The sequence below is a fragment of the Microcoleus sp. AT8-A3 genome, assembly GCF_036705675.1.
Classification (GTDB): domain Bacteria; phylum Cyanobacteriota; class Cyanobacteriia; order Cyanobacteriales; family Microcoleaceae; genus Microcoleus.
The window spans coordinates 1-10,883 of the sequence record NZ_JAUBVD010000037.1 but is presented as its reverse complement, the minus strand read 5'-3'; the positions used below and the strand labels follow the sequence as shown (position 1 = coordinate 10,883).

Annotated in this window: 15 protein-coding genes and 1 pseudogene; 11 read left to right on the top strand and 5 right to left on the bottom strand. The window is 42.9% G+C overall.

Annotated features, from left to right (window positions below):
- Both QUB51_RS20030 and QUB51_RS20025 read left to right on the top strand, forming a co-directional pair.
- A partial coding sequence (locus QUB51_RS20030) for a type II toxin-antitoxin system HicA family toxin (RefSeq protein ID WP_333262987.1) occupies positions 1-750 on the top strand: 750 nt, incomplete at its 5' end.
- Between the two features lie 102 nt (positions 751-852).
- Positions 853-1,281: a hypothetical protein gene (locus QUB51_RS20025; RefSeq protein ID WP_333057799.1), complete on the top strand. Its 429-nt coding sequence runs from the start codon at positions 853-855 to the stop codon at positions 1,279-1,281.
- A 33-nt stretch (positions 1,282-1,314) separates the two neighbouring features.
- Here the strand turns inward: QUB51_RS20025 and QUB51_RS20020 are convergent, their stop codons facing one another.
- Positions 1,315-1,650, bottom strand: coding sequence for a hypothetical protein (locus QUB51_RS20020; protein ID WP_333393073.1), 336 nt, complete (start codon positions 1,648-1,650; stop codon positions 1,315-1,317).
- A 217-nt stretch (positions 1,651-1,867) separates the two neighbouring features.
- Between QUB51_RS20020 and QUB51_RS20015 the strand changes: the two genes are divergently transcribed.
- The 5 genes from QUB51_RS20015 (at position 1,868) to QUB51_RS19995 (ending at position 4,023) form a co-directional block, all read left to right on the top strand.
- Positions 1,868-2,233, top strand: a complete 366-nt coding sequence (locus tag QUB51_RS20015; RefSeq protein WP_333057801.1) for a helix-turn-helix transcriptional regulator — start codon at positions 1,868-1,870, stop codon at positions 2,231-2,233.
- Between the two features lie 31 nt (positions 2,234-2,264).
- On the top strand, positions 2,265-2,630 hold the full coding sequence (locus QUB51_RS20010; protein ID WP_333057802.1) for a helix-turn-helix domain-containing protein: 366 nt from the start codon (positions 2,265-2,267) through the stop codon (positions 2,628-2,630).
- Between the two features lie 161 nt (positions 2,631-2,791).
- A complete protein-coding gene (locus QUB51_RS20005; protein ID WP_333262993.1) occupies positions 2,792-3,028 on the top strand; it encodes a transcriptional regulator in 237 nt (78 codons plus the stop codon).
- 414 nt (positions 3,029-3,442) lie between these two features.
- The gene (locus QUB51_RS20000; RefSeq protein ID WP_333057804.1) at positions 3,443-3,694 is read left to right on the top strand and encodes a hypothetical protein; all 252 of its coding nucleotides are present in this window, start codon (positions 3,443-3,445) and stop codon (positions 3,692-3,694) included.
- Positions 3,691-4,023 (top strand): type II toxin-antitoxin system RelE/ParE family toxin, encoded by a 333-nt coding sequence (locus QUB51_RS19995; RefSeq protein WP_333057805.1) that lies wholly within the window; start codon positions 3,691-3,693, stop codon positions 4,021-4,023. Before QUB51_RS20000 ends, QUB51_RS19995 begins: the two co-directional genes overlap by 4 nt.
- A gap of 66 nt (positions 4,024-4,089) precedes the next feature.
- On the opposite strand, the gene QUB51_RS19990 is transcribed toward QUB51_RS19995, so the two are convergent.
- Together QUB51_RS19990 and QUB51_RS19985 are read right to left on the bottom strand one after the other, a co-directional pair.
- A complete protein-coding gene (locus QUB51_RS19990) occupies positions 4,090-4,899 on the bottom strand; it encodes a pentapeptide repeat-containing protein (RefSeq protein ID WP_333262996.1) in 810 nt (269 codons plus the stop codon).
- Between the two features lie 65 nt (positions 4,900-4,964).
- Positions 4,965-5,825 carry an Rpn family recombination-promoting nuclease/putative transposase gene (locus QUB51_RS19985; protein WP_333262999.1) on the bottom strand — a complete coding sequence of 287 codons (861 nt, stop codon included), beginning with the start codon at positions 5,823-5,825 and terminating at the stop codon, positions 4,965-4,967.
- Between the two features lie 161 nt (positions 5,826-5,986).
- On the opposite strand from QUB51_RS19985, the gene QUB51_RS19980 reads away from it, so the two are divergent.
- Together QUB51_RS19980 and QUB51_RS30455 are read left to right on the top strand one after the other, a co-directional pair.
- Entirely contained in the window at positions 5,987-6,310 is a 324-nt protein-coding gene (locus tag QUB51_RS19980; RefSeq protein WP_333263002.1) for a hypothetical protein, read from the top strand.
- A 451-nt stretch (positions 6,311-6,761) separates the two neighbouring features.
- Positions 6,762-7,178: pseudogene (locus QUB51_RS30455) on the top strand (GUN4 domain-containing protein); the annotation flags it as partial.
- Positions 7,179-7,365: 187 nt separating this feature from the next.
- On the opposite strand, the gene QUB51_RS19970 reads toward QUB51_RS30455, so the two are convergent.
- On the bottom strand, positions 7,366-7,734 hold the full coding sequence (locus QUB51_RS19970) for a XisI protein (protein WP_333263008.1): 369 nt from the start codon (positions 7,732-7,734) through the stop codon (positions 7,366-7,368).
- 127 nt (positions 7,735-7,861) lie between these two features.
- Here QUB51_RS19970 and QUB51_RS19965 point away from each other — a divergent pair, with 127 nt between their 5' ends.
- Positions 7,862-8,065, top strand: a complete 204-nt coding sequence (locus QUB51_RS19965) for a hypothetical protein (RefSeq protein WP_333058654.1) — start codon at positions 7,862-7,864, stop codon at positions 8,063-8,065.
- Between the two features lie 248 nt (positions 8,066-8,313).
- On the opposite strand, the gene QUB51_RS19960 is transcribed toward QUB51_RS19965, so the two are convergent.
- Positions 8,314-9,380 (bottom strand): ISKra4 family transposase gene (locus tag QUB51_RS19960; RefSeq protein WP_333058655.1). Its coding sequence is split into 2 segments (ribosomal slippage): positions 8,314-9,212 and positions 9,212-9,380, totalling 1,068 coding nucleotides; the frame shifts between segments, so codons are not numbered across the junction.
- 128 nt (positions 9,381-9,508) lie between these two features.
- Here QUB51_RS19960 and QUB51_RS19955 point away from each other — a divergent pair.
- On the top strand, positions 9,509-10,330 hold the full coding sequence (locus QUB51_RS19955) for a hypothetical protein (RefSeq protein ID WP_333263010.1): 822 nt from the start codon (positions 9,509-9,511) through the stop codon (positions 10,328-10,330).
- The last annotated feature ends 553 nt before the right edge of the window (positions 10,331-10,883 follow it).

Sequence of the window (10,883 nt, the reverse complement as noted above, 5' to 3'; positions counted from 1 at the left end):
CTTAAAGAACAGCAACAGCAAGAAACTGCTCAAACTTTAGAAGAGGACTTGCAATTACTATGGCAAGAGTGGCAAGAAACGTCTCAGCGAGAATCTGAAGCAAAGCAGCGGAGTGAAGCGCTCAATCAGACAATAGCTGATTTGAAGCGTGATCGAGATTTAATACAACAGCAATCTCGTCAGCTAAAGCAACAGTTAGAAAAAATACCTAATATTAATGAACTGACCGCCGCACTAGAAGGAGCTAGGACAGAATTAGATCGGACTAAGGAACAGTCAAGAGATTGGGAAAAATTTTATGTGGAAGAAATTGATCGGTTAGAAAAAGAAAAAGTCCAGTTAAACAGCGAATTATATTCATCTAAAAGCAAAACTCAGTTCTTAGAAGATCGAAAGAGGCAGTTAGAAAGGGATCTCAGTGCAGCCCAAGAGAACACTCAAACATTAGAAAATACTATTGAATATCTAAACGTTCAGCTTCAAAATCTGTCGCAAAATTCCCATTCAGATATACCTTGGTCTCAATTGCCAAGAATTTCAGGTAGACAAGCTATCGGGTCTTTAGAGCGTTTGGGATTCAGGAGAGATAGGTCGCAAAATGGCAGTCACGTTTTTCTCAAACGGGTTCGGGTTGTAGAGCAAATAGATAGTTGTACTGTGCCAATCCATGATGAATTAGATTCTGGGACACTAGCTGGAAATCTTCGCCAAGCAAATGTCACCCTAGAGGAGTTTAGAAATAATTTATGATCGTGTTGAATCGGAAAATTTTTTAATGGAGTTTAATAGGAAGTGAAATTTAGGGTACTCGAAACACTAATTGCTAGTTCTATTATTCTCTCAATTTCATCCTTGTCATCTGCTCAAAGTAATCAACAAGATTATACAATTCTACCCACAGGAACTTACTACTCTCAAGGAACCATGTTCAATAATTCCCGGAGAGAAATTGCACATAAAAACAATAGAATCTGTATTAAGATTGTCAAGGGCCCTGCAAATCCTTACAAGGGAGTGGAAGATATCACAATTAGCAGCGTGTCTTTTCAAAAGGGGAAATTCTATATTGATGCTACCGGAGAAGAGTTAATCTTAGAAAAAAATGGAAAAGTAATAAATAGTGGTCGTGGTGGTGTATGGGAGTATAGAGGCACCTCACCAGATCCCAGGAGTCAACCTATACAGGCTCAAAAAATGGCAGAGTGTGTAGCGGCTCAAGGACGATATGTACAGAAGATGCAAGGAATATCCATCTCAGGAATCGATTTTCCCAAGCATTAACCAAGATCGACATAGGTGGGGGTTAATGGGGGACTAGGCGCAAGCTAGGCTGAGCCTTTGTTCCCTGATGACTTGACGGATGTGGTTGAGGAGGGCTTCCCAAATTGCATCGGCGATCGCCACTGGATATTTGAAATGTTCGAGGTCGTATTGTACAATGACTTCTAGGGGTGCTAGGATTTGCTGGTTTCGACAACTGGCAATTGCTGCGATCGCCTCCTGCTGCCATCTGGCAAATAGTCTGTAGCTGAAAAAAGAACTGCATTTTTGTCCTTTCTTGTTGAGGTAAACGACTATTACTTGATGTTGTTTGGGGTAAACTTTGACTATGCGGTTGACAGGAATTCTCAGGGCTTCGGCTGCTTCCATTTTGGAGATTTGCCAGCACTGGGGTTTTAGCCAACCGGAGGCTGTAAGGCTTTGGCGTGTGTGGTTTGTCTTGCGAGTCATTTTTACTGCCCCTGATTGGCTACAAATACAATTATGATTTCAAAAGTATTTACACTCTAACTGGTAAACTTTTTGCTGTCAAGCAAGAAAGACAGATTTTTTGGTAGATAAGTAAACTAGGAGTTGTGTTGATCTGGTGACTAATACTGTGGACACAGAAGCTAGGAAGAAACTGAGCGAAGTTGTGAAGCTAGCCCGTGGCGACCTGAGTTTTAGCGCTTTTGGTAGGCTATTGGGAGTCTCTGGGTCTGCTGTTCAGTATTGGGAAAAGGGCCAGGTACTCCCGGATACGAAAAATTTGACTCAGATTGCGGCAAGAGCGGGCTTTACGATGGAAGAGCTCATGGCTCATCTCGAAGGCAAACCAATGCCGGAACCTGTCAATACCAACGAGCTCCTTAAAAAAATTCAATGTATGCCACTGAGTGACTTAGCAGTGATTGTTCGAGCTGGTATGGAGCGACTGGCTGCTGCTGCTGTAGCTTCTGGGAAGTATGGTTGATGTTCTGTAAACTGGGAATTGTGGTTATCTGGTGGCTGATACCGTGGACGCAGAAGCTAAGAAAAAACTGAGTGAGGTTGTTAAATTAGCGCGGGGCTCGATGAGTCTGACTGCTTTTGGCAAGCTGTTGGGAGTTTCTGTGGCTTCTGTCTTGTATTGGGAAAAGGGGCAGGTACTTCCAGATACGAAAAATTTGACTCAGATTGCGACAAGAGCAGGGTTTACGATGGAAGAGCTCATGGCTCACCTCGAAGGCAAGCCGGTACAGGAACCCGTAGATACTAACGATCTGCTTAAGAAAATTCAATGTATACCCATTAGTGAGTTAGCAGTCATTGGTAGAGCCGTGATGGATAGGCTCGCGGCGGCGGCTGAGTCGTCTGGGAAATATAGTTGATGCATCACTTCGTAAGTAGACTGGTAGATACGATCGCATAGCTTTTAAGTCGTGAGCATCCAAAATAGACAAAAACTTAGCGAAATCATCAAAACTGCTCGCGGAACACTGAGCCAACGAGCGTTTGGCAAGCTTTTGGGGGTTTCTGGGACTGCTGTGCAATGTGGGAAAGGGGCGATACTGTTCCAGAAACGGAAAACTTGGCTAAAATTGCTGCGAGAGCTGGTTATTCGCTGGAAGAGTTTCTCAGCTTTTTGGATGGCAATCCAGTCTCGCAAGCCCCAGAAATTAACGATATTGTCAGAAAAATTCAGTTTTTGCCTCTGAGTCAGGTGGCGCTAATTGGCAAAGCTGTAGCGGATAGATTCGCTGCGTCGGCTGAGGCTGCTGGGGAATGAGTTAGGATCGATCGCGATCGCCGGTTTTGCAGAAGTAGATCCCCATCGCCCTTAAAAATTTCCACCACTCCTGCATATCACAAATCGAGTAATTTGTCAAGAGCAAATCTACTTTGTTACAAAGTTCGATCGCCCTTATGGACTGACGCACTCCGACAAAGAAACCGGGTTTTTCACCTAATCTGTTGGTGACAACGAGGTATTTTTGTAAAAAACCCGGTTTCTGGGCCCTATGCGATCGCCATTATGAAAAAAACACTCGCCCTATCCCTGAATCAAGATGTCTAAAAACTGTTGGACAACGCGATCGGGTGTGTAACTTTATACCGATGTTCAAGCTGCTAATTTTAATTTTTATGGTGCTGCCCGATCGCCGATCGATACAATGATAGATATCCTAAATCTGTGTTGACGATGAACGTTATTCTTGCCATACCAGAAGAGCTGCAAACCTATATTGAGGCTCAAATTCAGGCAGGGGCTTATGCCAGTGCGGTAGAGTATTTTCTAGATTTGGTGCAGCAAGATCGCCAGCGGAAACGGGCACAAGCCAAACTAGAAGGTTTACTGCAAGAGGGTTTAGACTCGGATGGAGAACCCGTTACGGCTGCGTACTGGCAGAATTTGCGGGCATCGGTTTTGGGTGGCGATTCACAACCAGTATGAGCGATCGATTAATTGTCAAAAATCGTGCCACGCAGGATCTCAGACAACAGGCAAACTATATTCTGCTCAATGGAAATGCTCGTGCTGCGGAGCGATTTCTGGAGTTAGCCGAAGCCACTTTTGCCCAATTAGCGACGATACCGGGAATGGGAAAAGTCGTGCGATTGGTCTCTTCTGGGATGGGGGAGATTCGTCAGTGGCGAATTAAGGATTTTCAAGATTATCTAATTTTTTACCGGCTTCAAGACGATCAGGTGGAGGTTCTCCGCGTTTTGCATGGTGCTAGGGATTTGGAAGATATTTTGTCTAATCTTGATGAAGAAGTTTAAGGCTCCTATAAGACGTGTTCGATCGCCGATCGATACAGAAATACGCCTTAACTAAATGCGATCGCCCTATCCCTGACTCAATATGTCTAAAAACTCTTGGACAATGCGATCGGGTTCTTCTGTGCATCTGTTAGCGTCGCAATAGTGGATGATGCTGATACCGTGAGATGCAAACAGGCGATCGCGCGTTTCATCTTTTTGTGTATCGGGATGCGATATTTCCAGAATACCCCATTTGCCTTGGTGGAATATGAGGAAATCTGGTGCTTGGTTTTGTCTACCTGCGGGTGTTGTAAGGCGGGCTTTAGAGTTGGGGAAGAATAGGGTGTTTGTGCGATCGAGCGCTTCGGCTATTTTTACTTGTTCTTGGCTGTGAAAGCGCAAATCATTCCAGTGATAAATCCGTTCTTCTATGCTCGACAAAATTCCCTGGTTATTTGCGTCTTCAGCCTTGATAATTTCATCTGATGCCGTCTTATCCTCAGTTACAATTGATTTGTTTAAATCAGTCTGATAAAAATCGGCTTCACTTAAGTTTGTGATCAATAATCTGGCTCCGCTTAAGTTAGCACCGCTGAGGTTAACTCCAATAACTTGAGTTCGATGTAAAGTCACTTGATTTCGTCGCAAGTATCGCTTAAAAACAGAGCGTAAATTATTTTTTTTTACTTTTTCATCAAAAGCTTCTGAGAGTTGTTTCCAGAGTTTAGCCGCCAGCGCTTTGATGTATTCATCATTATATTGAGAGAGTTGAGAAATTTCTTCATAGGAATGTCTTCCTTCCCAGCATTGTCTAAAGATGAGCTCTTGCACGTCGTTTAAGCCTTCGCCATCGAGGAGAGTTTCTGCGATCGCGATTGCTTCATCAACGGTCATGGCTTATGTTTCCTTAAAGTATATATCTGGTGAACTTTTGAAAATAGGCGGCTATATCTTAGCAATTAAGGCTGATGTTCGTTCAACCAATTGGTTAAATCTGAGGCTTCGGAAAAGTCCAGCAGCGCTTCTCCTAAATCCTCTAATTCTTCTACGGATAAAGTCTGAATTTGCTTGCGGGTTTCAGGGGCGATCGAACCGATGCGTCGAGTCAACTGACGAGTGAGGAACGACAGCGCCTCATCTTTCCTTCCTTCAAGGAGGCCTAGTTGTCTTCCTTCAAGGAGGCCATCTTCGCGAATTTCTTGGTAAATCACAGAACCGCGCATAGTTTCCTTCCTAAATAGTTGTCTGATTAAGTTTTTTTCAAATCTCAAACCTGCGAGCACTTGGGTGCAAGCGAGTAAATCCGCTTGTTGGGTAGGTTCTTCGATTATAGCAATCCGAGTAGCTATTTGCTCTAACAAAGTTCGCGGGGAGTTGGTTTGAGATAGTGTCGCCAGTGGGAGCAAGCCGGGGACGGACAGCAGTAAAGCGGGGTCTTGTTCCCAGAGGCGAATAACTCTATATCCGTGTCGGGTGTTCGCGTCTGTGTACTCCGATACAAAAACTTGTTCTGAGGCTGTTTGCTGCAAAAAAATTACTACTTGATTGATGGAACAGGAGTATTGCCGTTTGAGCCTGACGTAGTAGTCTAGCATCCTGAAGGCGATCAGCGGGTCGGAGTAGGGTCTGGTTTCAAATTCCAGATGCAGGATTTGGTTATCCGTTTGCAGGAAAACGAGAGAATCGGCTCGGATGGGTTCTTGAATTAGTTCGGTTTTGAGTACCTGAACGCTGGTGGGCTCGTCAATTGGCAGCAGCCAGCTTACGAAGGCGGCGGGGAATTTTTCTGCTAGATATTTGCAGGTGTTGTCGTAGGCCAAGGAAGTTGGGTTGTGAGAGGGGTTATTTAGAAGAGTTTAACTCTAGGGGCATCTACCTGAGAGGAGATTTTAGGGCAATTTGGCGAAAGTCCTTACTTTTTGTCACTTTTTATCACTTTTTATCACTGACAAAGCTGAACTTGACTCCTTAAAATACTCAAATGCCAGCAGATGGCTCGCGTTTATGTTTACAAATTACCCTAATAGAGGAGTTGACAAAAGTGAGTTTACCATACAACCTTGTCGAGGCAATTCGGAATATTCTGGCTGCTTTGGCTTTGGCTCAAGGAATCTTATCGCCATCACAGGTTTCTGATATTCCTAACTCGACAATAATCGCTCAATTTGAAGAGCAAATCGGAATAGCAGACCAGGAAGAAAGAGAGAAAGTAGAAAGAGAATTAAAAAAAGTAAAATCAAATCAATCGACCATGCTAGAGATAGCCAAAGAAACAGGCTATGGTAGCGGTAATTATGGCGGATAAATCAATTTTGATTGATTTTTACAAGTAGACACAACCATCAGGGGATTTAGTTTAAGTTCCCCTGATTACCTAATTAAGGAAACTATCAATGTGGATTTTAATTTTAATTGTGTTGGCTGTAGTTGTGTACTTCGTGATGTCACAGGCATCAAGCAGCAATCAATCTAGCAAGGCATCAAGTAGGACTAAAGCCAATCAAGTTGATTATTCAAGTCTTCAAGTTGATTATTCAAATCTTGAAGTATCACTTGAGAGCAGCATCTCTACTAGCTATAGCTACACACGCCTTCGTGACCTACTAGCAGAAGGCAAATGGAGAGAAGCTGATGAAGAAACAGGTAAGGTGATGCTGAGCGTAGGAAGTCTAGCAGTAGAGAGAACAATCCAAGCGGGAGAGTGGGGGTGTCGTCTAGTGCCGGATTATAGCCGTCTGGTTGGCGGAATGGCAGACTACTTCCCTTGTGCCGATCTTTATATTATTGATCGACTTTGGCTTAAATATAGCAATGGTCGCTTTGGGTTTAGTGTACAAAAACGAATTGTATCAGAACAAGGAGAGGATGTACTATCCATGATTTCTGGTAAGAAACGTGGAAGAAAAAGATATTTTCTTGACGAGATAAATGAGGAAATTGAATTAAGAAAAGTCTGCTATAGTCGCATAGGATGGTACGATCCTGACAACGTGGGTCAATATACAAAAAAATATAACGATCTTACTTTTGCAATCCAGGCTCCCTATGGACATCTTCCCACAGGTAATTACTGGCGGGAAGGACGTGGTGGGTCATGGAAAAATGAACCGGTGAACGACAGTGCCCTACTAGACATCTTGAATAGGCTTTCAAGTTGCGGTATTGCTCTGTAGTCAAAATCCCAGTCACATAAACTTGTTTACACACTTGTATAGAACATGGGATTCAGTGACGATCGCCCCTTCACTCCTAAAACCGATCGCACCTCCTCACCTTCACTTTTCTACAACCTTCTCCGATCGCCTGCTTTGACAGTTTTTGAAGTGCGATCGCCCTCCAATGCAAATCCCTTCCACTCCATCATACTTTCAAAGATTCTCGCTGCTGCTCCCTAGAAGGCACTCCATAAGCAGTATAAGGTCTAACATCAGGCGGTTGAAGTCCCAAAACAATTGATTTAGCCGGAATTCCCGCTGCAACTAACTCCTCAGCAATCAGGCGATCGGTATTATTTGCTTGAATCCACACCTGACCGTCAATAATATCAATATGAATCACGCAATGGTGAATGCGTTGATCGTTAAACCAACCTATATTGATTAACATATAGCGGTCATTTTCCCCATCAAAAATTGTTTCGTTTTGCGTCCCGCTGTCAAAAACAGGAATCTCAGCGTATTCAGTCAGGAGCTGCTTAACAAGTTGGCGATAATTATTTAAGCTATCCATTGTACTATTTCCTCTGTTTTTGGGTTGAAAACAACAGCGCTAGCGAAATGTTAGTAATTATTCCGCAAGTTGTCAACGAATCGGATATACTGAGATACGACCCTAACGATTCAGGAGTCACCCTATTATGCTAAAGACACTTTGGGCGATCGTTCGCCAAGGCAAAATTGAATTGTTGGAACAAACAGAAATTCCTGAAGGTGCAAGGATTCTGGTAACATTCCTACCTGATGATGAGTCTGAATTCTGGCTTCAGACAAGCCGAGTATCGCTAGATGCAATTTGGGATAATACCGAGGATGATATTTATGCCCAGCTACTCCAAAAATGACATTATTCTAGTACGATACCCTTTCTCCGACTTATCCAGCTCTAAAGTAAGACCTGCCGTTGTAGTTAGCGCACCGCACACCTCTGAAGATATCCTGATAGTTCCATTAACTAGCAAAACGACATCTCTGCTATCCGGCGAGTTCATTCTCGCTGATTGGTCTGTAGCTGGACTGAATGTTGAGACGGCGGTGAAACGAGGTGTATATACGGTTCATCAAAAGGGTGCATCTCACTTTGGCACATACATCAAATTGAAAGTTGACCGTTGAGATAAGCACAGCGAAGAGCAAGCATAGAGGAAACGTTCTCAATATTCCATTGCGCTCCCGATATTTTCACCCTTAATCCAATGCGTTTTATTGTTGATTCAACTGTTCCCGAACCAATCGAACTTATGGATTCTTCTTTGTAGTATTGGTAATTCACTATTCGGCAGCGATGGGTCTCTAAATAATTGCAAAACGTTTTAAATGCTTGACCTTTAAAGTCTTTAAATAAATTTATAACTTCATCAAGTTTGCCTTGCCACAACATATTTTCTGCTAATTTTAATCGTTTTATTGAACCCCCTACCTTGTAGAGATTTTCTTTCAGATGATACCAATCTAAGATTTCTTGTCTTTGTTCATTGTCTCCAATTTCTTTAAATATGTTCCAAATTCCGGCATGGCCATCTCCGAGGCAATACATAGGATGTAGTAATTTTTGGCTATTAGTCCAATCAATTAAATCTTGATTATTTTGAAAAAACGCTCCCGCATAAATATTATCTAAACACACGGCTTTATAGTCTTTCCAGTAACAGCTCTCGCCCTTGGTTGCGTTGCGTAGTCTGACTTTACCGCCATCCAATGTAATTTCTTTGACTCCTTGTTGAGATGTAGGCAATTCAAATTCTTGTCTTTTGACTAATCTTTGTAATGTACTGTGAGAAATTTTGATCCCAGTAAATTTTTCCAAATCTTTTTTTGCCATTTGATAAGATTCGTTAGCACTGATTAAAAGACAGCAATTTTCCATGACTGGACTAAATTGACTGTAAGCTTTTAAGCCAAAATATTTTGCCTGATTATCTGTAATGTCGAGCGAGCTGATTATTGATTTTATTTTTCGGGGTTTTCCTGTTTGAATTCCTGATACTGCTGAAAAAAAAAGCTACCTATTTCTGGACCAACCTCTGATAACATTTTCTGACGGACTGCTTTTTCTATACTTTCAAAAGTTTTTAACTCAGTTGGCTCTGTATTTCTGTAAAGAATTTTTGCTACCGCTTTTAAGTGGGCTTTTAGCTGTTGTTGGTCTGAGGGTGTCATTTTATTTACCTCATCTTTATTTGACGATTTTACTAGCTTTTTCATTTTAACTCTTTTTTGACACATTCGCAAAAGTGAGATGCACCCGGATGAATTCAAGAACGAGTACGATGTAAAAATTGAGGAATATGACAAAAGAACACTGTTTGGAAATTAAATTATCTTGGGGAGATTGGGAAAGCAGAAATTACTTGAAAGCTTTGTCTTTACCAACTCTACCTTGGACAGCTCCTTTTCTACCGTTGCTGGGATTGCCAAATGCTCTATTAAAGCAACCGTCCATCTGGGAGTCCATTTATACCCAGGCTTTTATTGAGCATCAGACTCGCTATCGCCTGAGAGATTGGACAGGAAGTCCAGACGGGGAGCGAGCCGAACTGATACGGCAGGTAGTCACGAAGGCGTTGTCGCTGCTAGCACAGCAGATGGGACGGAATGTGGCAATTGATTTAGAGAAATGGGTCAGGTTTCACGAATGCTGTCCTGAAGCCGACAGAGCGATGAGAGAGTGGGAAAAAACTCTTAGGGGTGCCTATCTTTCGCCAAATTCCCGTCGATATCATCGAAAAGTTCCCCCACCCGCCGTCTTAGTACCAATATTGCCTCTTATTGCTTCCCTGGTAAATCTCGATCGCAGAAAGGAGATCGACCAGCATTTGATGCGCGTCGCCCCGCCCCCGGACTACGAGCAGATCCCCTACGAATATATGGAACATTGTTTTGAAGCAACGATGCTATCTGGGGTAATCGATCGAGCGCTGACGCTAAAAGCTTTGCAAACAATTGCCTCTAGACTCAATGACACAGAACGTTCAGAAGTGGTAACGTGGGCGCAGGCTCAAGCTCGGATTCTGTATAGAGGTGGTAACCCAGAAAATCTGTGTGGAGATAAGTATTTGCAAGTTGAACTACCCTGTTTTGATGTCCCATCATTACTTGCTGTACTTTAGACTAAATAAAGATGAGAACGGTGGCTTTGAGAAGAACTAAAGCCACCGCGCCGGGAGAGAATAAGGGTGAAAAAGAAAACCTATCCACTCCCTAAATGAACAGTGAACGATTAAAGGAATTCCGTCAAGCAGCATACGAGTTATTAGTAAAAGCTCTCCTATGCGACATTCGAGCTGATGGATGCAGTGATGACGACCCGGAATGCAGCCTGTTTGGCGGAATTTTCGCTCAATCCATTATTCCATCGTCAATGCAAGAGCGTCTACGAGGCATTGCAAGACTGTAGACCAGACCGGAAAAAACTGATGCTGCTGTATCTGGAGCAATTACAGAAGGAAGCATCCTCAACGGAACACGTTTTAGTGGCAATCGATCATACTGCATGGGGCAGACAGTCATGCCAAAACATTACAAGACAGAACCCATGAATATCACAAAGGCGTAATTATTGGACAGGGGTACAGTACAATTGCGTGGAGTGCGACTCGTTTAATCCAAATGGATAAAGAATATCCAAGGACGATTAGCCTAACCCTCTGGTTAGTGTAACTG

Excerpts from the sequence above, each read along its gene's own strand:
- QUB51_RS19955 (WP_333263010.1), top strand. The coding sequence starts at position 9,509 with ATGACAAAAGAACACTGTTTGGAAATTAAATTATCTTGGGGAGATTGG.
- QUB51_RS19970 (WP_333263008.1), bottom strand. The coding sequence starts at position 7,734 with ATGGATAGCTTAAATAATTATCGCCAACTTGTTAAGCAGCTCCTGACT.
- QUB51_RS19980 (WP_333263002.1), top strand. The coding sequence starts at position 5,987 with ATGCCAGCAGATGGCTCGCGTTTATGTTTACAAATTACCCTAATAGAG.
- QUB51_RS19990 (WP_333262996.1), bottom strand. The coding sequence starts at position 4,899 with ATGACCGTTGATGAAGCAATCGCGATCGCAGAAACTCTCCTCGATGGC.
- QUB51_RS19965 (WP_333058654.1), top strand. The coding sequence starts at position 7,862 with ATGCTAAAGACACTTTGGGCGATCGTTCGCCAAGGCAAAATTGAATTG.
- QUB51_RS20020 (WP_333393073.1), bottom strand. The coding sequence starts at position 1,650 with ATGGAAGCAGCCGAAGCCCTGAGAATTCCTGTCAACCGCATAGTCAAA.
- QUB51_RS20000 (WP_333057804.1), top strand. The coding sequence starts at position 3,443 with ATGAACGTTATTCTTGCCATACCAGAAGAGCTGCAAACCTATATTGAG.
- QUB51_RS20005 (WP_333262993.1), top strand. The coding sequence starts at position 2,792 with ATGTGGGAAAGGGGCGATACTGTTCCAGAAACGGAAAACTTGGCTAAA.
- QUB51_RS19995 (WP_333057805.1), top strand. The coding sequence starts at position 3,691 with ATGAGCGATCGATTAATTGTCAAAAATCGTGCCACGCAGGATCTCAGA.